Here is a 21,639-nt window from a genome sequence, read left to right on the forward strand (position 1 = left end):
GCCCGCCCCCTAGCCGCGCGGTCAGTCGCTTCGGCGCAGGCCGATCCGCCGCCAGTTCCTGCGCCTTGGACCGCGGGTGCTCACGCGGGACGGCGGCGCGGTCACCTCGGGCGGGTACACCCGTGGCACGTGCTGGGCAGCGCGCGGCCGCAGTACCGCCCGCCTTGCCGCGCCCGCGACCCTGCGGAACTGCGGCCTGCGAAGGCCGAGCCTGCGCTGGCTTCGGGCGCGCCTGATGGCTCTGCGTTCCCTCGGCGGTACGTCCCACGCCTCGGGGTGCTTGGCCAGCCAGCGGTACCGGTGTACCGAGTACGGGATGTGCACCAGGTACAGCAGCAGCGCGGCGATGAGTGCGATCAGCGGGTACTGGATGATCGCCGCGGCCACCAGGCCCACGCCGACCAGTAGCGGGGCGACCGCCTTGGCGGGCGCTCGTAGCTTCTTCAGCGACAGCGTGGGGATGCGGCTGATCAGCAGGCCCGCCACGGCGACGGTCCACAGCCACACCGCCGCCTGCGAGGACCACCAGCCCTCACCGAACTGGAGCGTGACGATCACCGGCAGCAACACCAGCAGTCCGCCTGCCGGAGCGGGTACGCCGACGAAGAACTCGCCCGCGTACGGCGGCTGCTCGGTGTCGTCGAGCAGGGTGTTGAACCGGGCTAGTCGCAACACTATGCACACCGCGAAGATCAGCGCGGCGACCCAGCCCAGCCTGCCTGCCTCGGCGAGCCAGATGTAGAGCACGAGAGCGGGCGCGACGCCGAACGAGATGGCGTCGGAGAGCGAGTCCAACTCGGCGCCCATCTTGGAGGTGGCGTCGAGCAGTCGCGCGATTCTGCCGTCCAGGCTGTCGAGCACCGCCGCGACCCCGATGGCGCCGATCGCCAGCACATGCTGGCCGACAAGCGCGAACTGGACGGCGGAAAGGCCCGCACACAGGGCGAGCACGGTGATCGCGTTCGGCAGCAACCGGACGCCGGGGGTGGTCCGGGCCATGGATCAGTCCTTCAGACTCCTAGCTCGGCGAGTGGGGTCTCGCCACCGATGGTGCGCTGGCCCTTGCTGACCAGCACCCGGCTTCCGGGTGGTAGGTAGGTGTCCACCCGTGAGCCGAATCGGATGAGGCCGTAGGTCGATCCGGCCTCGACCCGGTCGCCCTCACCGACCTGGCAGAGGATACGCCGTGCCACAAGACCCGCGATCTGCACGACGACGAGTTCGTGTCCTTCGTCGGTACGCAGCAGCAGCGAGTTGCGCTCGTTGTCCTCACTCGCCTTGTCGAGGTCGGCGGAGACGAACTTGCCCGGCCGGTAGGCGACGCGCTCGACCTTGCCGGAAGCGGGAGCGCGCTGGACATGCACGTCGAACACCGAAAGGAACACGCTCACCCGCGTGCGCGGTAGTTCGGGTAGGCCGAGTTCAGGCGGCGGGCTCGCCTCCTCGATCAACGAGACGACACCGTCGGCGGCGGCGATCGCCAGCCCGTCGCGCTGCGGCGGCACTCGCTTCGGTTCACGGAAGAACGCGGCGGTGGCGAGGGTGCCGAGGCCGGCGAGTACACCCAGCGGGCGGGAGTAGCGGCGAAGCACGAGGGTCGCGGCGGCCGCCCCGAGCACGAACGGCCGCCCTGCTGGATGCATCGGCGGGAGGGTTTCACGGGCGAGCCGCACGGCATGGCCGAGCGAGTTGGAGCTCATCTGGCTGATTGTCCCCCATTTGGACGGGCCGGGTGGCGTCCGCCCCCCGACGTCGTACGCCACCCGGCCACGGACGGTCGATCCTAACCGCGGCTTACAGCGCTGATAACCCCCTGTGCGGAAAACGTTACGATGAGTCGCTAGCGCCGTGTCGCCAGGCGCAGTACGGCGAGCAGCAGCACCGCACCGAGCACGGCGACACCGAAGCTGGCGAAATCGAAGCCGAACGCCTTCTCCTCGCCGGTGGTCGCGCGGTACAGCAGGCCGCCGAGCGCGGCGCCCACGACGCCGACGAGCACGCTCAGCAGGCAGCCCTGTGGGCGGCGCTGCCTTCCACCCACGATGAGGTTGGCGGCCCAGCCCGCCAGCGCGCCGAAGACGATCCACGAGAAGAAGCCCATAACGGGCGAGCCTAGAACAGCAACACGTCGACCTCGGAGTTCTGTTCGACCTCGGTGACGTCCGCGTCGATCACGATGAGGCAGTTGGCCTGTGTGAACGCGGCGAGCAGGTGGGAACCCGGCCCGCCACGTGGGCCGACGACTCCGGTCACCTCGCCTTGCTCGTGGGTGTAGTAGCCGCGGCGGAACTGACGCTTGCCCTTCGGCGAGCGAAGCGTCTCGGTGAGCCGTGCCCGCACTCGCTGCCGGTCGACGTCGGTGTGTCCGAGGGAGGTCAGCAGCGCGGGCCGCAGGAACGCCTCGAACGACACGAGCACGCTTACCGGGTTGCCTGGCAGCGTCACCACCGGAACGCCGTTCCAGCGTCCGCAGCCCTGCGGGCCACCGGGCTGCATCGCGACCTTCGCGAAGCTGACGCCCACATCCGCCAAGCTGTCCTTGACGACCTCGTATGCGCCCGCGCTGACCCCGCCGGAGGTGACGAGTAGGTCAACCTGCGCGAGCTTGGGTTCGACACTGGCGCGGAACTGTTCGACGTCGTCGGCGACGCTGCGCACCGACTCCACCTGGCAGCCCAGCGCGCGGAGCGCGGCGACCAGCATGACGCTGTTGGACTCGTAGATCTGGCCGTGCCGAAGCGGGTTAGGCGGCAGCACCAGTTCGGTGCCCGTCGAGACCACGAGCACCCTTGGCGGGGCGTGGACGGGCAGGCGGTCGAGTCCGACGGACGAGGCCAGGCCCAGCTGCGCGGGTCCGAGCACGGTTCCCCTGGCCAGCGCGACGGAGCCGCTCGCCACATCCTCGCCGGTACGGCGGATGTGGGCGCCAGGTTCGGCCGTGCCGAACACGCGGACCCGCTCGACGCCACGGTCCGTGCGTTCCACCACCACGACACTGTCGGCGCCGGGTGGTACCGGTGCGCCCGTCATGATCCGGTGTGCGGTGCCGGGCGGCAGCGTGGGTACGTCCGTGCGCCCGGCGGGGATGTCCTCGGCCACGGGCAGCTCGACGGGCGTCTCCTCGCTCGCGCCCGCGACATCGACGGCTCGAACGGCGTAGCCGTCCATGGCCGAGTTGTCGAACGGGGGCAGCGAGACGCCGGCACGCACGTCCTCGGCCAGCACAAGTCCCGCACAGTCGGCCAGGGGCAGTTCCACTGCGGGGCGGGTACCGAGCAGTTCGATGATGCTTGCTCGGTGCTCTTCGACGGAGATCACGACGACCATCCTCTCTCGCGTTCGGGCTCGTGCAAGACTCTCCCCGCACAACACAGGCGCGTGTCAGGGGAGGGTCCATGCAGGTTCAGGTGCGGCACCAGCCATCGTTCGCGGTCGCCAGGTTGCTGCTCGCGCCGGGGGAGCCGGTACAGGTCGAGGCGGGGGCGATGGTGGCGACCAGCTACGGGGTTCATGTGCAGTCGCAGGCGCAGGGCGGTGTGCTGAAGGGGCTCGGCAGGGCGCTGCTCGGCGGGGAGTCGCTGTTCGTTTCCACGTTCACCGCGCCGCAGAACGGTGGTTGGGTCGACATCGCGGCCCACCTGCCCGGTGACCTTCAGACGATCAACCTGGACGGTCGAACCGGCTGGTGTGTCACGCGGGGGTCGTGGCTTGCCTCCGCCTACGGGGTGCAGACCGAGACCAGGTGGGGCGGGTTCGGTCAACTGTTCGGCGGTGAGGGCGGCTTCCTGACGCACGCCACCGGGCAGGGACAACTCGTCGTGGCGTGTTACGGCGCGCTCGACCTGGTGACGCTGCAACAGGGCGAGATGATCACGATCGACTCCGGACACGTCGTGGCCTATGCCGACACGGTGCAGTCGCAGTTGCGGAAGGTTTCCTCCGGGGCCATCCAGTCGTTGAAGAGTGGTGAGGGCTTCGTGTTCGACTTCGCGGGCCCCGGTCAGGTTCTGACGCAGACCCGCAATCCGTCGGCGCTGTCGGCATGGGTGGTGGCGCAAGTGCCGTCCAGGTAGGCGGCGATGCGGGTACACACTCGGCACACGCCCAGCTTCGGCGTAGCCAGGATCTCGCTCGCGGCGGGGGAGGCGGTGGAGGCCGACCCCGCCACGCTTCTGGCGAGCAGCTTCGGCGTGACACCGACTAGATCGGGGCGGGGCAGGCAGGCTTCGGTGTTCACGGCACCCGCCGAGGGTGGCTGGCTCGATCTTGCACCGGCCGTGCCAGGCGATGTTCATCCGCTCGAGTTCGACGGCAAGATCGGCTGGTCGGTAGTGCGCGACAGCGTGCTCGCGCGGCCAGCAACCGTGCGCAGGGATCATCCGTGGCCCGCGCTGCAAGCCCTGTTCGGCGGCGACGCCGGTTTCCTCGAGCACTTCAGCGGCACCGGTCTCCTGCTGCTCGCCAGCAGGGGACCGGTGGACTCGTTCACGTTGCGGGCGGGTGAGGTGATCACCGTGGTGCCTCGATTCCTGCTCGCCTATCCGGACACGGTGCAGGTCCGGCTGCGGGCTGTCGACCCGTCCGGTCCGCAGTCCGTGCGTACCGGAGAAGGGCTCGTGCTCGACTTCGCCGGACCTGCCACGTTGCTCGTGCAGGCTCGTGGCCGTGACTGAACCGCGACCTGAACGGCGAATGCGGCCGCCGTTTACCACAAATTGACCATTGCCCACGGCCCTGATTCGGGTAGCGTGATCGACGCTTGGGACGCGGCAGGCGGGACTGCTCGTGTTTGTGGTATGTAGCAAGGAGGACGCCGTGGCTGTCGGCACGGTCAAGTGGTTCAACGCGGAAAAGGGCTACGGGTTCATCGAGTCACCTGACGGCCCGGACGTCTTCGTACATTACTCCGCCATTCAGGCGGACGGTTTCCGGACCCTCGACGAGGGTGACCGGGTGGAATTCGAGATAACGGCGGGACGCGACGGTCGCAGCCAGGCCGCTGACGTTCGCAAGGTCTCATAGTCCGGGGCGGGAGCGCCCACACCGAACAGGGCGACTGCTCGTCGTGCGATCGGCGTGGGCGCTAGGCTGCGCTCCGTGACAGGCGATGTGTCGGGGGACCTCACCGGTCGCAGGCTGGGCAACTACCGCATCGACGGTGTGCTGGGCCGCGGCGGCATGAGCGTGATGTACCGGGCCACCGACGTGCGGCTCGGCCGCAAGGTGGCGCTGAAGGTCATCGGTGAGCATCTCGGCGCGGATGCCGAGTTCCGTGAGCGTTTTGTCGACGAGGCGCGCAACACCTCGGCCATCGATCACGCCAACATCGTGCCGTTGTACGACTTCGGTGAGCTCGACGGCATGCTCTACATCGCCATGCGGCTCGTCGACGGGTCCGACCTGGCCAGCCTCATCGGTGGCGAGCCGATGAAGCCGCAGCGGGCCATCGGTCTGCTCGAACAGGTCGCCGATGCCCTCGACACGCTGCACAACCGCGGGCTGGTGCATCTGGACGTCAAGCCCGCGAACGTGCTCGTGACGAGCAGGGAGTCGGCACGGGAGCACGTCTACATCGCCGACTTCGGCCTCACCAGGCGTGGCACGACGGGCCACCGCACCCGTGGTGGCGATTTCCTCGGCTCGCCGACCTACGCGGCGCCGGAGCACCTGCGAGGGGAGCCGCTGGACGGTCGCACCGACCAGTACGCGCTGGCGTGCATGCTCTACGCCTGCCTCACCGGGGGCCCGCCGTTTCGCGGTGACGTGCAGGCGGTGATCAAGGGGCACCTCGGTGGCGAGCCGCCTTCGGTCTCGCAGGCGGTGCCCGAACTGTCGCCCGCCGTCGACGACGTCGTCCGCAAAGGCCTGGCGAAGAACGCGGCCGACCGCTACGAAAGCTGTGTCGCTTTGATCTCGGCAGCACGTGAGGCACTGCAACCGCGCCCTGCGCTGTCGACCACCATGCCGGGCAGGCGGCCGGTCGCCGTCGGGCAACACGGAGAGGGGAAACCCGTGCACAGCTACGGGCAGCAGCCGGGGCCGCAACAAGGGCCGCAACAGGGACAGCCCGCGCAGCAAGGGCCAACGGTGCAGCCGGGGCAACCGGCGCCGCAACACGTCCAGCAGCCCGGCTTCGGGCAGCAACCGCAACACCCAGTCCCGCCTCCCGCGGGATTCGGGCAGCCAGGACCGCACCAGCAGTACGGCACGGCGCCCGGTATGCGGCCGCCGGGTATGGGTGGGATGCATCCGCAGGGACCGCCGCCGGGCTTCGGTGGGCCGCCGGGCTACGGACCTCCCGGTGGCCCGGGGGGAAGTGGCAAGCGGGGAAAGGCATGGATCGCATGGCTGCTCGCCGCCGTGGTCGTGGTGGGCGGCGGGGTCACGGCGCTGGTGCTCCTGCTGGGGGGCGACGAGAAGGGCCCTGACCAGCCGGCGACCCGGACGAGCAGCACCTCGGCACCTGACATCCCGGTGGGTCCGGACACCGGCGAACCCACGGCGCCGGAGCCCAGTGGTGACAATCCACCTCCCACGTCGATTCCGGTCGTGCCCGGTTCCGGAGGGTGACCTTCAGCTTGCACTCTCCCCCTGAGAGTGCTAAACACGAAATTGGCACTCGGCACCGTTGAGTGCCAGGCGGCTGGTCGCCGACCGCCGCCTGAAGGTCGGGACGGTGAGGCCACGTTCGGATAAGCCGAACTGGTCGTCCGTCGCGGGCACCGAGCCTGGCCGAGGACGTGTCCTGACTACCGGAGGACCACACCGCAATGGCCAAACTGATTGCGTTCGACGAGGACGCCCGCCGCGGTCTTGAGCGCGGTTTGAACACCCTCGCCGAGGCCGTCAAGGTGACGCTCGGCCCCCGTGGCCGTAACGTCGTGCTCGAGAAGAAGTGGGGCGCGCCGACGATCACCAATGATGGTGTCTCGATCGCGAAGGAAATCGAGCTCGAGGATCCGTGGGAGAAGATCGGCGCGGAACTCGTCAAGGAAGTTGCCAAGAAGACCGACGACGTGGCTGGTGACGGCACCACGACCGCCACGGTGTTGGCTCAGGCCCTGGTCAAGGAAGGGCTGCGTAACGTCGCGGCGGGTGCTGACCCGATCGCGTTGAAGCGCGGTATCGAGCAGGCCGTCGAGGCTGTCACAGAGCAGCTGCACAAGATGGCTCAGGAAGTCGAGACCAAGGAGCAGATCGCTGCCACGGCCTCGATCTCCGCGGCCGACCGCACCATCGGTGAGCTGATCGCCGAGGCGCTGGACAAGGTCGGCAAGGAAGGTGTCGTCACCGTCGAGGAGTCCAACACCTTCGGGCTAGAGCTGGAGCTCACCGAGGGTATGCGCTTCGACAAGGGCTACATCTCCGGTTACTTCGTGACCGACGCGGAGCGCCAGGAAGCTGTCCTGGAGGACCCGTACGTCCTGCTGTTCGGATCGAAGATCTCGAACGTCAAGGACATGCTGCCGGTCCTGGAGAAGGTCATGCAGTCGGGCAAGCCGCTGCTGATCATCTCCGAGGACGTCGAGGGCGAGGCTCTGGCCACCCTGGTCGTCAACAAGATCCGCGGCACCTTCAAGTCTGTCGCAGTGAAGGCACCGGGCTTCGGTGACCGTCGCAAGGCGATGCTGCAGGACATGGCGATCCTGACCGGCGGCCAGGTGATCAGCGAGGACGTCGGTCTGAAGCTGGAGAACGCCGACATCTCGCTGCTGGGTCGTGCCCGTAAGGTCGTGGTGACCAAGGACGAGACCACGATCGTCGAGGGCGCTGGCGACGCGGACCAGATCCAGGGCCGGGTCAACCAGATTCGCGCCGAGATCGAGAACAGCGACTCCGACTACGACCGGGAGAAGCTGCAGGAGCGGCTGGCGAAGCTGGCCGGTGGTGTCGCCGTCATCAAGGCCGGTGCCGCCACGGAGGTGGAACTCAAGGAGCGTAAGCACCGCATCGAGGACGCGGTGCGTAACGCCAAGGCCGCCGTGGAGGAGGGCATCGTCGCCGGTGGTGGCGTTGCGCTGCTGCAGGCTTCCAAGGCCGCCTTCGAGAGCCTGAAGCTGACCGGTGACGAGGCGACCGGCGCCAACATCGTCAAGATCGCCGTTGAGGGCCCGCTCAAGCAGATCGCGGTGAACAGCGGTCTCGAGGGCGGCGTCGTGGTGGAGAAGGTCAAGGGCCTTCCGCAGAGCCACGGCCTGAACGCGGCGACCGGCGAGTACGAGGACCTGGTCGCCGCCGGTGTCATCGACCCGGCCAAGGTCACGCGTTCGGCACTGCAGAACGCCGCCTCCATCGCGGGCCTGTTCCTGACCACCGAGGCCGTGGTCGCGGACAAGCCGGAGAAGGAGAAGGCCGGTGCGGGCGCGGACCCGACCGGTGGCATGGGCGGCATGGACTTCTGAGTCCAGCTCACCCTTCGACCCCCGGGCTCACCGACACTTCGGTGGCCCGGGGGTCACTTTTTTTGCCACGCCACGCCAAGTGTCCGCCGCACCGAAATTCCGGTATGGACGGTCGGTGTCGCCTGGTCGCTGCACGCGGTGAGTGACAGCACACCGGCACCGCCGGTGAATTCTCAACCGGCCACGCATCGCGTTTCGGCTGCGCGACGACCTGGGTATCCACCGATCGGACCACGAGTCTGAAAGGAGTGATGACGCGTGGCTGACACACTGACCGGTCGCAGGGTGGCCTTCGTGGTGGCACCTGAGGGCGCCGAGCAGGTGGAGCTGACGGAGCCCTGGAAGGCCGTCAAGGAGGCGGGAGGAACCCCCGAGCTGATCTCCATCCAGCCCGGCAGTATCCAGGCCTTCAACCACCTCGACAGGGGCGACACCTTCCCCGTCGACAAGGTCGTCACCGAGGCATCGGTGGACGATTACGACGGGCTCGTGTTGCCCGGCGGCGTGGCCAATCCGGACATCCTGCGCACGAACCCGAACGTGGTGCGCTTCGTCGGTGAGTTCTTCTCGCGGCAAAAGCCCGTCGCGGTGATCTGCCACGGATCGTGGACCCTCATCGAGGCCGATGTCGTGCGCGGGCGCAGGCTCACCTCGTGGCCGAGCCTGCAGACCGACCTGCGAAACGCCGGTGCCGAGTGGGTGGACGAGCAGGTCGTCGTTGACGGCGGGCTCGTCTCCAGCCGCAAGCCGGACGACCTGCCCGCGTTTTGCGACAAGCTGGTTGAGGAGATCTCCGAGGGCGCGCACGCCCGGCAGGCGAGCAGCGTGTAGACGCGCCGACCACTAACTCAACGCGCCCGGTGACGCCTTGTGGAGGCCGAGCTTTTCGGCCAGTGCTATGGCGTCGCCGGGCGCCTTCGCCTTGACGTCGTTGTCGAAGTAGACGTAGGTGTCCAGCCCGGCCGCGTGCCAGCCGGTGATCTTGCGGGCCCATGCCGAGAGCGCGCGATCGGAGTAGCCGCTGGTGTAGAGCTCCACATCGCCATGGAGGCGCACGTAGACGAAATCGGCCGTCACATGCTCGAGGTACGGCCAGGTTCCGGCCGTGTCGGCGACAACCAGCGCGACGCCGTGGGCACGCAGCAACTCCAGGCACGCCGGGTCGGCGAAGCTGGGATGGCGAGCTTCGAGCGCGTGCCGCACCGGGCGGTCGGGCCCAGCATCGAGGTAGGGCTCGCAGCTGAGTTTGCTGTCGTGGCGCGCCGCCAGCCGGGAAACGGCGGTGGTGCTGCCGGGCAGCAGTCGCAGGAAGTTCTCCACGCGTTGCGCATCGAAGGTCAGCCGTGCGGGCAGTTGCCACAACACCGGCCCCAGCTTGTGACCGAGCGCCAGCACTCCCGAGGCGAAGAAGTTGGCCAGCGGTACTTCTGGATCGCGTAGCTGCTTCAGGTGCGTGATGAAACGCCCGCCCTTGACAGCGAAGCGGAAATCCCGCGGTGTCTCGTCGTACCAGTGCCGGTACCGCTGTGGTCGCTGCAGTGAGTAGAAGGAACCGTTGATCTCGACGGTGTTGACGCGACGGGACAGGTACTCCAGTTCGCGCCGGTGGGCGAGGCCAGGCGGGTAGAACGTGCCGCGCCACGCCGGGTAGAGCCAGCCCGACGTGCCGATCCTGATATCGGCTCCGATTAGCGGAATGGGCTACCTCCAACGGTGGGTGAACACACTGTCGTTGAAACACTGCTGGACAACGCCACCACTCGCCACGTTATCCGGCGGTAGCCGGTTACCCAGGTGGTACCGCATCTGATGCGGACTGAACGCAGCGTGGTTTCCGAGCGGATACGGCCCCGAACTGGAGCGTTACGACGCCGTCGTGACTCGACCTAGCGGACTCACGGCATGCCTTGGTCAGCGCACCAGGGTTCCAGGCACCGAATTTCACGCGAAATATCGCGTTGAACGCGCTCGACCGAGGGAGGTTCAGCGGTGGTGGTTAGCGGAAGTTGGCCGGTTCTGGCAGCCCGCATCCCACCTCCGGGGTGCCGTTGGCGCACCCGGAGAGCAGATCTTCGCCGCGATACTGGACGCCTGCCGCGATCAACAGCTGGCACGTAACCTGGCGTACCCGGCGACAACCGCCTGCGCGGGCCTGAGTTCCGCACGGGTGGGGCCAGTTGATGGCGGCGCCGGTGGGCCGCGCGCCGCCCCGACCGGCCGGTACCGCCGGTGCGCGGTCGGGGCGGTTGTGCATCCGCGGGCAACGCCATCGAGGAGGGCCTGTCCTCGATGAGCGGCTCTTTGCCGACAGCTCCTATTGTCTGCTGCCGACCTGACGGCCAGGCCTCACTTCAGGTGCCGGGTGAAGAACCTGTTCACATCGTCCCCCTCGAACTGCGGGACCCCGATGTGCCCGCCCATATTGGCGTGCAGCGTTTTCTCTTTGGAGCCGAAGGCGTCGAACAGGTCCAGGGTCAGCTGCCGGTCGTTCCATTCGTCGTCCCACTGCAGCAAGACCAGTAGCGGAATGGTGACTTTCCGGGCCTCGTCGAACATGCTGCGGGGCACGTAACTCCCGGCGAACAGACCGGCGGCCGAGATGCGCGGCTCGACCACCGCCAGCCGGAGGCCGATGGCGATTACTCCTCCCGCATATCCGACCGGCCCACCGATCTGGGGCAGCGAAAGGAGCGCGTCAATGGCGGCCCGCCATTCCGGGACCGCCTTTTCGACCAGCGGAAGGACGAGCCGGTCGACGATCTCGTCGATCGGCTCGCCTGCCTCTAGTGCCCGGCGCAGGTCGGCGCGCGCCTCCTCAGCGGCGGCGGAACGGGGCCGGTCACCGCTGCCGGGGAGTTCGATGGCGGCCGCGGCGAAGCCCTCTGCCGCGGAGTGCCGGGCTCGGGCCACCAGTCGGGGGTACAGCTTGTGCAGCCCGCCGGGATGGCCGAGCAGGATCAGCGGGGTGGGTGCGGATGCGGGCGTCCACAGGATGCCGGGGATATCGCCGAGGGTGAATTCGCGTTCGAGGACACCGTCGTCGAGGCGCTGTTCGGAAGTGAATTGCATGGTCGTGCCTTTCGGGAGTGCTTGTGAACGGCGCTCCCGGACGACCTATTGCCCGACCGTGACCCCGGAAAGGAGCACCCATGTTGATACGTTCACGGGTACCACCTCCTCGGTCTCTCGCACGGCCCTCGGAAAAGTAGCAGTGGTCGCTTTGGTTCACCAACGGCTTTCCGTGGAGGATTCGTGGTCGGATGACACGGAGACCGACGCTGTCCGTGTGCCGCCTACCTGAACGGCTCTTCCCAGATAAGGGTGTAGATCCTGGCGGCGCGTCGGCCCCGGAGTAGGCGTCGAGGTCTCCCGAAGATGCAGGTTCCTACACGCCTCTTGCGGAAGACCTCGATCCGCTACCCCGCAGGCTGGCTTCGCCCGCCCTGATCTGACCACCTTCGCCGGGCTCGGCGGCCTTGGCCTGGCCGTCGTGGGGCAGCGATTCGAGCCCGACCGGGCGGTGCTCGCGGGGGAACCCGGCTCCAACCGGCCGATGCGTTCGCCCAGCTCAACTGAGCGATACAGACTCGCAACCAGGAGGAGACCGATGCCGATCCGCGACCGGTGTGGAGAGGGACGGCGGTTCGATTCTCGGCACGCGTCGCCGACTTCTCGGTGCTGTGTAGACCCGGAGCCGACGGGGTCCATGCATGGAGGACTTCATCGCGTCCCGTCTCTGTTCTACTACCTCCCCTAGGCCGAGGTGCGGCATCGTGTTAACTCCTGTTGCTGGCGGTAACCACGTTGGCAACTGGGCAGTTGCCCTCGCTACGGCCACACGCGGCGAAGTCGCAGAGGCGACACAGCCAAGGCTGTGGACGGTCGTTGGTGCGGGCGGAGCGTTCCTCGGCTCTGGCGAGGGTCACTGTGGTCAGCATCGTGTCCAGCGCTGCCGCAAGATTGTCGACCTCCTCCTGTGACAACGCGGACAGTGTGCTCGCCAGTGACTTCTCGCGCGTTTGAAGTATCCGTGCCGCCGTGCGCCTGCCACGCCGGGTCAGGACAACGGAGACAGCCCGCCCGTCCTGTGCTCCGACGCGCTCGACGAGACCTTCGGCGGCGAGGCGGTCGACGAGGCGGACGGTGCCCGAGTGAGTCAGGCCGAGCACGGAGCTCAGCTGCGTTACCGATCCGCCGTCGAGGAATTCGTGCATCGCGGCGAGGGCGGCCGGTGCCGACGGGCCGAGCATCGCAATCGCTTCGACGGCGGTGTTCATCCGGTCGGCGACCACGAGGCTCAAGGCGCCAAGGACGTTGGCTGCGTGCTGGCGGCTTGACATGGTTTGCGACATGGCTCTAGTTTATATGTATGAGTCACACACAGTCTACGGCGGAACACAGGAAGGCGACGGCGACGCTGTCGATGGTCAACATCGACAGCGCCGACCCAGCGAGGCTGGCGCGGTTCTACGCGGCCGCACTGGGTTGGGAGGTCACCTACAGCGACGACAGTTACGGGATGATCGAAGGCAACGGCATCAAGATCGGCTTCGGCAAGGTCGAAGGATTCCGGCCGCAGTGGCCTGATGAGGCTGGCGGCAAACGCTTCCACCTCGACCTGCAGGTGGCCGATCTCGACGAGGCGGCCGAGAGCCTGTGCGCGATCGGAGCCAGTCAACCTGACTTCCAACCCGGTGCAGGCCGCTGGCGGGTGCTGCTCGATCCCGACGGCCAACCGTTTTGCCTGAGTCCGCGTCCAGCGGCCACACCGTAGCGCCGCGCCGTGTCCGATCTCGCGGAGCTTCTTGTCCAGGACGCCGAGGCGTGGCGCGCCTGGTTGGACAGCCATCACGCCGACCACCCTGGGGTCTGGCTGGTGCTGCACAAGAAGGGCGGTCAGACGACGGCCCTGACCTATGCGCAAGCGCTTGACGAGGCGCTGTGCTTCGGCTGGATCGACGGGCAGATCGCTCGACGTGACGACGACAGCTACCGCCAGCGCTTCACCCCCCGTCGACCGAACAGCCCTTGGTCCGCGCGAAACGTCGAACACGTCACCCGCCTCACCAAGGCCGGACGGATGCAGCCAGCCGGAATCGCGGCCGTCGAGGCGGCCAAGGCGCAAGGACGGTGGCAAGCGGCCTACCGCGGGCAGGCCGACATGCAGACCCCGCCCGACCTAGCTCAGGCGCTGGCGGCCAATCCCGCCGCAGCCGCGACGTTCGACCAGTTGGACGCGGCCAACCGCTACGCCATCGTCTACCGACTCAACGCCGTCAAGCGCCCGACGACCAGGGACCGCAAGCTGGCCGAGTACGTCGACATGCTCGCTCGCGGCGAATCCATCCATCCCCGCAAGCCCCGCAAGGACCGTCGGTGACTGCTCCCGTCCCGCCCGGCGCCGAAGGCACACCGCAACCGGGTGGTTGTTGCTGCCGTACCGATTGAAGTCCTCGGCGATCGCCTCGCGATGGGGCGCACGGAACTGGCGGGCGCCCGTCGTCATCCCCCATGGCGGCTCTTCCCGGTTGAGGCTGTAGATCCAGGTGGCGCGTCGGTGCCGGGGTAGGGGTCGAGGTCTTCCGAGGGTGGCGGTTCTCACTCTCACCATCTGGAAGACCTCGACGTGCCCGACGCTACCTCGCCGCGGTCCGGCCGCTTCCCGGCTACAGCGGCCGCAGCAGGTCGTCGGCGTCGATGATGCGGTAGGCGTAGCCCTGTTCGGTCAGAAAGCGCTGCCGGTGCGCCGCGTAGTCGGTGTCCACGGTGTCGCGCGAGACGACCGAGTAGAAGTGGGCCTGCCGACCGTCGCCCTTGGGTCGAAGCAGCCTGCCGAGCCGCTGAGCCTCCTCCTGCCGCGAACCGAACGTGCCCGACACCTGGATCGCCACCGACGCCTCAGGCAGGTCGATCGAGAAGTTGGCCACCTTCGACACGACCAGCTTGTCCAGCTCGCCACGGCGGAAGGCGTCGAAGAGCTTCTCACGCTCGGCGTTCCTGGTGGAGCCCTGGATGACCGGAGCGTTCAGTTCGGCGCCGAGTTCCTCCAGTTGGTCCAGGTAGGCGCCGATGACAAGCGTGGGCTCGCCCGCGTGTCGCTCCACGATCGACTTGATGACGGCCACTTTCGTCCGTGCCGTCGACGCAAGTCGGTAGCGCTCCTCGCTCTCCGCCGTGGCATAGCCAAGCCGTTCGCTGTCGGTGAGTGTCACCCGGACCTCGACGCACTCGGCGGGCGCGATCCAGCCTTGCTGCTCGATGTCGCGCCACGGTACATCGAAGCGCTTGGGCCCGATCAGCGAGAACACGTCGCCCTCGCGGCCGTCCTCGCGCACCAGCGTCGCCGTGAGCCCCAGCCGCCTTCGCGACTGCAGGTCCGCCGTCATCCGGAAAACCGGTGCGGGCAGCAGGTGCACCTCGTCGTAGATGATCAGCCCCCAGTCGCGGGAGTCGAACAGTTCCAGATGCCGGTACTCACCCCTGGTCTTGCGCGTGACGACCTGGTAGGTCGCGATGGTGACCGGTCGGATCTCCTTCTTCTCTCCGGAGTATTCGCCGATCTCGTCCTCGGTCAGCGACGTGCGGGCGACGAGTTCACGCTTCCACTGCCTGCCCGCGACCGTGTTGGTCACCAGGATCAGCGTCGTTGCCTGAGCCTGCGCCATCGCGGCCGCACCGACGAGCGTCTTGCCCGCGCCGCACGGCAGCACGACCACACCCGAGCCGCCGGCCCAGAACGCCTGCGTGGCGTCGCGCTGGTAGCCGCGCAACGCCCAGCCGTCCTCGGCAAGCGAGATCGGGTGCGACTCCCCGTCGACGTACCCGGCGAGGTCCTCGGCAGGCCAACCCACCTTCAGCAGTGCCTGCTTGAGCCTGCCGCGCTCGGAGGGGTGCACCACGACCGTGTCGTCGTCGATGCGTGCGCCAAGCATGGGGCTGATCTTCTTGCTGCGCAGCACCTCTTCCAGCACGGCGCGGTCGGTGGTGGCCAGCACCAGGCCGTGCGCGGGACTGTTGAGGATCTGCAGCCTGCCGAACCGGCCCATCGTGTCGACGACGTCGATCAGCAGCGGCTGCGGAACCGGGAAGCGCGAGTACGTGGTAAGCGCGTCTACCACCTGCTCGGCGTCGTGGCCCGCCGCGCGGGCGTTCCACAACGCGAGCGGAGTGACGCGGTAGGTGTGGACGTGCTCTGGCGCACGCTCCAGTTCGGCGAACGGCGCGATCGCGATGCGGGCGTCCTCCGCCTGCTCGTGGTCGACCTCGAGCAGCACGGTCTTGTCCGACTGGACGATCAAGGGGCCATTACTCACATCGTCCTTTATACGTCGCCGACGCGACAACGTTGCGGTTCGGGCGGTGGCGAGCAGGTCGCGGGCTTCGCAATACCCGAATCGGATTCGGGTAGACGGGCAGGCTCATTCTCGCCCAAAAGCCGGGAGTTCGCCCGCGAGCAGCGGAATTGACTCCAGCAGTCGGAGTAGCAGGCCTAGGCCGGGCGGAATCGGCCGCGAAATCTGGAGGTGGTTTTCGCCATTGTGGTGGAGTCGGCACTGGCGGTGCCAATACCATCGGCGGCAATCGTGCTGAATCTGCGGGCGTCTTCTGGGGCACGGCGGTGTGTCGCTACTCTCGAGTCGTTTCTGGGGACGTGCCCCCTGACTGCGGTTCGACAAAGGAAGCCAGGTGACCCGTCGCAGCGAGCGTCCCCCTGCTGGTGGCGCGGCGGAGCATCGACACGTGGGGGGCCGGTGGTGGCTTCGCAACTGGCGACTGCGCACCAAACTGATCGTGGTGCTGGTGGTGCCGACCCTCGCCGTGGTGGCGCTACTGGGCCTGCGGGCCATGGCGGACCTGCAGCGTGCCAGCCGGTTCGCCGAAGGTGCCGAGCGAGTACGCGTGGACAGCACGGTCGCCGACCTCGTACATGAACTGCAGCGCGAACGGGATCTCACCGTCGGCTACGTCGCCGCGGGGCGCACCGGCGACACCGACGAGATGGCGCGGCAACGAGAGCGAGTGGACGCCACCGCCGGTGTGTTCGAGCGCACACTGGTCGCTTCGGCTCCATCGCTTTCGGTGCGGGCCACCGCGAGCTTCGAGCGGATGCGCGACCGGCTCGACGTGCTCACCGAACTTCGCTATGCGGGCCAGCACTCCCGGCAGCCGTCCGACGCGGTGGCGCACTCCTACAGCGAGCTGATCTCCGGGTTGCTCGACGAAGGCGACCAGGCGGCCGCCAACGTGGTGGACGACACGTTGGTCCGCACCCGACTCGCGGGCGGGGCGCTGGCCCGAGTCAAGGAGCAACTGTCGGTGAGAAGGGCACTCGTCGCCGAGGCGCTTGAGCGGGGCAGTGTGCCGCCGGACACCGAACGCGCGTTGCTGGCCGCCGCGACGATGCTGCAAGCGTCCCGCGAGGAGTTCCTGAAGTACGCCACCCCTGGGCAGCGAGGTGACTACGCCGACACCGTGATCGGTCCGGAGGTGGATGCCGCCAACGACATGGCCGACTCGGTGCTGGCGAGCGCGCGGTCAGGAGCAGACCTCACCGAACTGTCGGCCCCGGCCTGGGACGAGGCCTCGACCACCACGGTGGACTTGGTCAAGCGGGTGCAGGACCACCTGCTCATCGGCATCCAGCAGCGCTCCGACGCACTCGCCGCGCAGGCCAGGCGCTCCGCGGTGAAGGACTCCGGAATCGTGCTCGGGGTGCTGCTCGGCGCGGGATTGCTCACCGTGGTGATCGCCAGGTCGCTGCTGCGGCCACTGCGGACTCTGCGGTCGAGCGCTCTGGAAGTGGCGAAGTACCGGCTGCCCGAGGCCGTGCAGGACATCCTCGCCGATCCGAACCCGCGCCCTGAGATCACCTACAGCAGGAAGATCGAGCCCGTTCCGGTGTTCACAAGGGAAGAACTCGGACAGGTCGCACGGGCCTTCGACGCTGTACACGGGCAAGCGGTGCGGCTGGCGGGTGAGCAGGCGTTGCTGCGCGAGAACGTCAACTCGATGTTCGTCAATCTGTCCCGGCGCAGTCAGGACCTGGTGGAACGCCAACTGTCGGTGCTGGACCGCATGGAGCAACACGAGCAGGACCCTGACATTCTCGGCGGGCTGTTCGAACTCGATCACCTCGCGACGAGGATGCGGCGCAACAGCGAGAACCTGCTGGTGCTCGCCGGGCAGGACGCGGGGCGGCCACTGCCCGAGTCCGTGCCCGCGGACGAGGTCATCGGTGCGGCGCTCTCGGAGGTCGAGCACTACCGCCGGGTCCAGGTGGGGACACCGCCTAGCGTGGCCGTTCACGGTGAGGCAGTGAGCGATGTCGTCCACGTGATCTCGGAGTTGCTGGAGAACGCCACCGAGTACTCCGGCCCGCGGGCTTCGGTGTCCGTGGTCAGCACGGTGACCGCGCACGGCGAGTGGCGCATCGACATCACCGACCACGGACCTGGCATGCCGGAGGTCGAGATCCGCAGGGCCAACGCGCGGCTCGCGGAACCGCCCGCGGTCGACGTAGAGGTCTCCCGGCGGATGGGGCTCTACGTCGTCGCGAGACTTGCCGCGCGGCACCACATCCGGGTGTGGCTGGCGACAGCCGACGGTGGGGGTATCACCGCGAGCGTGGTGGTGCCCGCGACTCTCGTGGAGTTCGTGTCGCCGCTGCCACCCGGCGTGGTGGACCCCGCTCCGATCGCACCGATCCAGCAGCCGCAGCCGGCCCGGGCAGCGCGATCGGAAGCGTTGCCGGTACCGCCGCCACGTCCGGTGCCGGGCCCCGAACCGGAACTTGAGCAGGAAGGCGAGCTGGAACCCGAACCCGAACCGGCGCCGGTGTCGTGGCCGCGGGGTGAGCGGTACGGCGACCACCCCTGGCCCGAACCGGCACCAGCGGGGCGACACGCCTACCGGGGCGCCCAGGTACCGGACCCGGCGGATGCCGACACCCTGCCGTCGTGGCCCGTCGACGACGGCGACCAGCCCGGGGAGTATCGCCACCCGCTGGAGGAGGACACCCCCACCGACCGGATGCCTGCCTACCAGGCCGCGCTGTCGCAGTGGTTCCGCACCGGACCCGGCAGGAATTCCGCGGCGCGCTCAGCAGAGGGGCAACGGCACACCAGGGTCAGCCGCGCACCCGAGGACGTGAGGGCGAGGATGACCCGGCTGCAAATCGGAGTCAGGCGAGGACGCGAGGACCGCGCGGACTGAGCGTTGGGGGAAGCCACCGCGACGGCGGCGACGGCAATGCCCATCACCGCCCATCACCGGCGGCGAGTCGGCCCGTACCGCACGTGAGCGCCGGGTGGTGACGGCCATAGCGGGATCATCACGATCGCGCCGCGGCTTCCGAGGCGAGGGGCTGAGCGGATAGCGTGCAAGCATGGGATCGGTACGCGATGTCACGCGAGACCTGCTGCGTGAATACGGACTCACCACCGTTTTCGGGAACCCGGGCACCACCGAGATCCCGTTTCTGACCGACTGGCCCTCCGACTTCCGGTACGTGTTGGGGCTGCAGGAGTCGGTGGTGGTCGCGATGGCCGACGGCTACGCGCAGGCCACCAGGCGGCCGGTGCTGGTGAACCTGCACTCCGCGGGCGGTGTCGGACACGCACTCGGCAGCCTCTACACCGCGCACCGCAACCGATCGCCGCTGATCATCATGGCGGGCCAGCAGACCCGGTCGCTGTTGCTGGAGGACCCGTTCCTCGGCGCCACGGACGCCGCGGAGTTCCCCAAGCCCTACGTGAAGTGGAGCAGCGAGCCTGCCCGCGCGCAGGACGTGCCCGCCGCGCTGGCACGCGCGTATCACACGGCTGCCCAACCGCCTTACGGCCCGGTGTTCGTCTCCGTTCCCGCCGACGACTGGGACAGCGAGTCCGCTCCGGTCGCGGCCAGGCGCGCGCTCGCGGGGTTCGCCCCCGACCCGGAAGCGCTGGCCGAGTTGGCCGATGCGTTGTCGGCCAGCGTTTCACCCGCGATCGTGGTCGGCGCCGCAGTGGACCAGGACGGCGCGGTCGACGATGTGGTCGCACTCGCCGAGAAGGTGAAGGCGGGGGTGTACGTCAGCCCGATGTCGGGCCGATGCTCCTTCCCCGAGGACCATCCGCTGTTCCTCGGCTTCCTGACGCCCGAACGCATCGCGCTGGCGCAGTCCCTGGCCGGGCACGATCTGGTGGTCGTCCTCGGCGCACCCGCGTTCACCTACCACGTCTACCGTGGCGAGCCGGACATCGCGCTGCCACCGATGTTCGTGGTCAGTGACGACGAGCAGGTACTGGCGAGGGCGCCGTACGGAACCGGTATCCGGTCGACGACCAAGCCTGCCGTGACCCAGCTCGCGGCCGCCGTTTCGGGTTCTCGTGCCGCCGCTCCCGCGCCACTGGAGCGCCCGCCGCGACCGGCGCAGCAGACTCCGGTGTCCGGCGGCTACGTCTACAGCGTGCTCGCCGAATTGCTGCCGTCCGACGCGATCGTGGTGGAGGAGGCGCCCAGTCATCGCAACGTGCTGCACGACCACCTGCCGATCACCGCTCGTGACACCGGTTTCCTCGCCGCCGCGAGCGGCACGCTCGGTTGGGCGGTTCCCGCCGCTGTGGGAGCCGCCATCGCCAGGCCGGGGCGCAAGGTGGTGTGCGTTGTCGGCGATGGTTCGAGCATGTACAGCATCCAGGCACTGTGGACAGCGGCGGTGGAACAGGCGCCGGTGACGTTCGTGATCCTGGACAACACCCAGTACGCGGCGGTGCGCATCCTTGGGGAGGCGATGGGCGGCCAGAAGTTGCCCGGCGTTGATCTCGGCGGAATCGACTTCGGCGCACTCGCGTCCGGGATGGGTTGCTCCGCCTACAAGGCCGAGCGGCCGGACGAACTCAAGCCCGCGCTCGGTGCGGCACTGGCCGACCCTCGCCCGAGCCTCGTGCACGTTCGGGTAGACCCCAGCCCGGAGCGGATCTACTGACCGAGGCGGTTTCCGGGCCTGCGGCTACCTCGCCGACTCATCGCGCGCACGCGATGAGTTCTGCCGCCTCGCGAAGTCAACACTTCCGACGGGACTGACGTGGTCAACTGACCTCGCGCGGAAGGGCGGTGTCATGGCGAAGTTCGTGGCGATCGGATACGGCGATCGGGAGGGTTACGAGCGGACCGACCCCCGGCTGCGAGACGATGCGCACGCGCACGACCAGCGGCTGCGGGACAACGGCGTGCTCATCGGGATCGCGGGGACGGCAGTGCAGGTGCGCAACCACGCCGCGGAGGGGGTCGAGACGGAAACCGGCCCGTTCCTGCGGTCCTCGCTGCCCTTGGCCGGGTTCTCGGTGTTAGCAGCGGCGACGATCGCGGAAGCCGTCGAGTTGGTCGCGCACACACCGTGCGCCGTCGCCCACGGTGTCGTCGAGGTCTGGCCGCTCGAGTAGCCACCAACAGGGGCTGGTTGTCAGGCCGACGGCTTCGCGGTGGCTGGGGCGCCACCGTGCAGCAGCCTGGCCACCTCGCCGCGCAGCGAGACGAACTCCGGCGCCTCCCTGGTAGCGATCTGGTCGCGCTCCGCGGGCAGGTTGACCGTGAGGTCGGCGACGATCGAAGCCGGCGATTTCGACAGCACGAGCACCCGGTCACCGAGGTAGACGCTCTCGTCGATGTCGTGCGTCACCAGCAGGACCGTGCTGTGGTTTTGCACCTGCACCCCGCGCAGCAGGTCCTCCAACTCGAACCGGGTCTGCGCGTCCACGGACGCGAACGGCTCGTCCATCAGCAGCAGGGCGGGCCGCCGCGCCAGTGCCCTCGCGATCGAGACCCGTTGCTGCATGCCACCGGAAAGCTGCCACGGGTACTTCCCGCCGACACCGGGCAGGCCAACCCACTCAAGCGCTTCCTCTGCCCGTTGCCTGCGTTCGGTTCGGCTGAGCTTCTTCCAGCGCAGCGGGAACTCCACGTTCTGCCGCACGGACAGCCACGGGAACAGCGAGCGGCTGTAGTCCTGGAACACCACGGCCAGGTCCTCCGGTACCCCGTCCACCCTGTCACCGTGCAGCTTGACCTCACCGCCCGAAGGGCGGATGAGCCCGCTGATGCAGCGAAGCAGCGTCGACTTGCCACAGCCGGAGGGCCCGACAATGCAGGCCAACTGCCCCGTTTCGACGCTGAACGTCAGTTCGTTCACCGCGAGGTGATCGCTGTCCGCGCCACCATAGCGGTGGGTGAGGCCGGTCACCTCCAACATCGTTGCCAT

At 68.3% G+C, this 21,639-nt stretch carries 20 protein-coding genes; 11 read left to right on the forward strand and 9 right to left on the reverse strand.

The window, feature by feature from the left end; all coding sequences use genetic code 11:
• Positions 1–21: 21 nt before the first annotated feature.
• The 4 genes from pssA to moeA form a co-directional block, all read right to left on the reverse strand.
• Positions 22–999, reverse strand: coding sequence for a CDP-diacylglycerol--serine O-phosphatidyltransferase (gene pssA / locus FHU38_RS02995; protein WP_167166263.1), 978 nt, complete (start codon positions 997–999; stop codon positions 22–24).
• 11 nt (positions 1,000–1,010) lie between these two features.
• Positions 1,011–1,700, reverse strand: coding sequence for a phosphatidylserine decarboxylase (locus tag FHU38_RS03000; RefSeq protein WP_167166264.1), 690 nt, complete (start codon positions 1,698–1,700; stop codon positions 1,011–1,013).
• Positions 1,701–1,840: 140 nt separating this feature from the next.
• Complete coding sequence (locus tag FHU38_RS03005) at positions 1,841–2,101, reverse strand: GlsB/YeaQ/YmgE family stress response membrane protein (protein ID WP_167166265.1); 261 nt, start codon at positions 2,099–2,101, stop codon at positions 1,841–1,843.
• Positions 2,102–2,112: 11 nt separating this feature from the next.
• Positions 2,113–3,318: a molybdopterin molybdotransferase MoeA gene (gene moeA / locus FHU38_RS03010; protein WP_167166266.1), complete on the reverse strand. Its 1,206-nt coding sequence runs from the start codon at positions 3,316–3,318 to the stop codon at positions 2,113–2,115.
• 77 nt (positions 3,319–3,395) lie between these two features.
• Between moeA and FHU38_RS03015 the strand changes: the two genes are divergently transcribed.
• From FHU38_RS03015 to FHU38_RS03040, 6 genes are all read left to right on the forward strand, one after another.
• Positions 3,396–4,073: a TIGR00266 family protein gene (locus FHU38_RS03015; RefSeq protein WP_167166268.1), complete on the forward strand. Its 678-nt coding sequence runs from the start codon at positions 3,396–3,398 to the stop codon at positions 4,071–4,073.
• Between the two features lie 6 nt (positions 4,074–4,079).
• Positions 4,080–4,673: an AIM24 family protein gene (locus tag FHU38_RS03020; RefSeq protein WP_167166271.1), complete on the forward strand. Its 594-nt coding sequence runs from the start codon at positions 4,080–4,082 to the stop codon at positions 4,671–4,673.
• Positions 4,674–4,815: 142 nt separating this feature from the next.
• Positions 4,816–5,022, forward strand: a complete 207-nt coding sequence (locus FHU38_RS03025; RefSeq protein ID WP_040926752.1) for a cold-shock protein — start codon at positions 4,816–4,818, stop codon at positions 5,020–5,022.
• Between the two features lie 75 nt (positions 5,023–5,097).
• A complete protein-coding gene (locus FHU38_RS03030) occupies positions 5,098–6,570 on the forward strand; it encodes a serine/threonine-protein kinase (RefSeq protein ID WP_167166273.1) in 1,473 nt (490 codons plus the stop codon).
• Between the two features lie 200 nt (positions 6,571–6,770).
• Positions 6,771–8,402: a chaperonin GroEL gene (gene groL / locus FHU38_RS03035; protein WP_167166275.1), complete on the forward strand. Its 1,632-nt coding sequence runs from the start codon at positions 6,771–6,773 to the stop codon at positions 8,400–8,402.
• 258 nt (positions 8,403–8,660) lie between these two features.
• Positions 8,661–9,233, forward strand: coding sequence for a type 1 glutamine amidotransferase domain-containing protein (locus FHU38_RS03040; protein WP_313886650.1), 573 nt, complete (start codon positions 8,661–8,663; stop codon positions 9,231–9,233).
• Positions 9,234–9,245: 12 nt separating this feature from the next.
• On the opposite strand, the gene FHU38_RS03045 is transcribed toward FHU38_RS03040, so the two are convergent.
• The 3 genes from FHU38_RS03045 to FHU38_RS03055 all read right to left on the reverse strand — a co-directional run bounded on the left by FHU38_RS03045 (position 9,246) and on the right by FHU38_RS03055 (position 12,754).
• On the reverse strand, positions 9,246–10,100 hold the full coding sequence (locus FHU38_RS03045; protein WP_313886869.1) for a DUF72 domain-containing protein: 855 nt from the start codon (positions 10,098–10,100) through the stop codon (positions 9,246–9,248).
• 648 nt (positions 10,101–10,748) lie between these two features.
• Positions 10,749–11,471, reverse strand: a complete 723-nt coding sequence (locus FHU38_RS03050; protein WP_167166277.1) for an alpha/beta hydrolase — start codon at positions 11,469–11,471, stop codon at positions 10,749–10,751.
• A gap of 707 nt (positions 11,472–12,178) precedes the next feature.
• On the reverse strand, positions 12,179–12,754 hold the full coding sequence (locus FHU38_RS03055; protein WP_167166280.1) for a MarR family winged helix-turn-helix transcriptional regulator: 576 nt from the start codon (positions 12,752–12,754) through the stop codon (positions 12,179–12,181).
• Between the two features lie 17 nt (positions 12,755–12,771).
• Here FHU38_RS03055 and FHU38_RS03060 point away from each other — a divergent pair, with 17 nt between their 5' ends.
• On the forward strand, positions 12,772–13,176 hold the full coding sequence (locus FHU38_RS03060; protein ID WP_208415530.1) for a VOC family protein: 405 nt from the start codon (positions 12,772–12,774) through the stop codon (positions 13,174–13,176).
• A 9-nt stretch (positions 13,177–13,185) separates the two neighbouring features.
• Complete coding sequence (locus FHU38_RS03065) at positions 13,186–13,782, forward strand: YdeI/OmpD-associated family protein (protein ID WP_167166282.1); 597 nt, start codon at positions 13,186–13,188, stop codon at positions 13,780–13,782.
• Positions 13,783–14,068: 286 nt separating this feature from the next.
• Here FHU38_RS03065 and FHU38_RS03070 read toward each other — a convergent pair whose 3' ends face one another.
• Entirely contained in the window at positions 14,069–15,715 is a 1,647-nt protein-coding gene (locus FHU38_RS03070) for a DNA repair helicase XPB (protein WP_167166284.1), read from the reverse strand.
• A gap of 373 nt (positions 15,716–16,088) precedes the next feature.
• Between FHU38_RS03070 and FHU38_RS03075 the strand changes: the two genes are divergently transcribed.
• From FHU38_RS03075 to FHU38_RS03085, 3 genes are all read left to right on the forward strand, one after another.
• Positions 16,089–18,614, forward strand: coding sequence for a sensor histidine kinase (locus tag FHU38_RS03075; protein ID WP_167166286.1), 2,526 nt, complete (start codon positions 16,089–16,091; stop codon positions 18,612–18,614).
• 172 nt (positions 18,615–18,786) lie between these two features.
• Complete coding sequence (mdlC, locus tag FHU38_RS03080; RefSeq protein ID WP_167166288.1) at positions 18,787–20,367, forward strand: benzoylformate decarboxylase; 1,581 nt, start codon at positions 18,787–18,789, stop codon at positions 20,365–20,367.
• A gap of 133 nt (positions 20,368–20,500) precedes the next feature.
• Positions 20,501–20,824, forward strand: a complete 324-nt coding sequence (locus FHU38_RS03085; RefSeq protein ID WP_167166290.1) for a YciI family protein — start codon at positions 20,501–20,503, stop codon at positions 20,822–20,824.
• 20 nt (positions 20,825–20,844) lie between these two features.
• Here the strand turns inward: FHU38_RS03085 and FHU38_RS03090 are convergent, their stop codons facing one another.
• Positions 20,845–21,639: an ABC transporter ATP-binding protein gene (locus FHU38_RS03090; protein ID WP_167166293.1), complete on the reverse strand. Its 795-nt coding sequence runs from the start codon at positions 21,637–21,639 to the stop codon at positions 20,845–20,847.

The organism is Saccharomonospora amisosensis (genome assembly GCF_011761185.1).
GTDB lineage: Bacteria > Actinomycetota > Actinomycetes > Mycobacteriales > Pseudonocardiaceae > Saccharomonospora_A > Saccharomonospora_A amisosensis.

Excerpts from the sequence above, each read along its gene's own strand:
- FHU38_RS03000 (WP_167166264.1), bottom strand. The coding sequence starts at position 1,700 with ATGAGCTCCAACTCGCTCGGCCATGCCGTGCGGCTCGCCCGTGAAACC.
- FHU38_RS03015 (WP_167166268.1), top strand. The coding sequence starts at position 3,396 with ATGCAGGTTCAGGTGCGGCACCAGCCATCGTTCGCGGTCGCCAGGTTG.
- FHU38_RS03085 (WP_167166290.1), top strand. The coding sequence starts at position 20,501 with ATGGCGAAGTTCGTGGCGATCGGATACGGCGATCGGGAGGGTTACGAG.
- FHU38_RS03090 (WP_167166293.1), bottom strand. The coding sequence starts at position 21,639 with ATGGCAACGATGTTGGAGGTGACCGGCCTCACCCACCGCTATGGTGGC.
- groL (WP_167166275.1), top strand. The coding sequence starts at position 6,771 with ATGGCCAAACTGATTGCGTTCGACGAGGACGCCCGCCGCGGTCTTGAG.
- FHU38_RS03055 (WP_167166280.1), bottom strand. The coding sequence starts at position 12,754 with ATGTCGCAAACCATGTCAAGCCGCCAGCACGCAGCCAACGTCCTTGGC.
- mdlC (WP_167166288.1), top strand. The coding sequence starts at position 18,787 with ATGGGATCGGTACGCGATGTCACGCGAGACCTGCTGCGTGAATACGGA.
- FHU38_RS03020 (WP_167166271.1), top strand. The coding sequence starts at position 4,080 with ATGCGGGTACACACTCGGCACACGCCCAGCTTCGGCGTAGCCAGGATC.
- FHU38_RS03050 (WP_167166277.1), bottom strand. The coding sequence starts at position 11,471 with ATGCAATTCACTTCCGAACAGCGCCTCGACGACGGTGTCCTCGAACGC.
- FHU38_RS03005 (WP_167166265.1), bottom strand. The coding sequence starts at position 2,101 with ATGGGCTTCTTCTCGTGGATCGTCTTCGGCGCGCTGGCGGGCTGGGCC.
- pssA (WP_167166263.1), bottom strand. The coding sequence starts at position 999 with ATGGCCCGGACCACCCCCGGCGTCCGGTTGCTGCCGAACGCGATCACC.
- FHU38_RS03060 (WP_208415530.1), top strand. The coding sequence starts at position 12,772 with ATGAGTCACACACAGTCTACGGCGGAACACAGGAAGGCGACGGCGACG.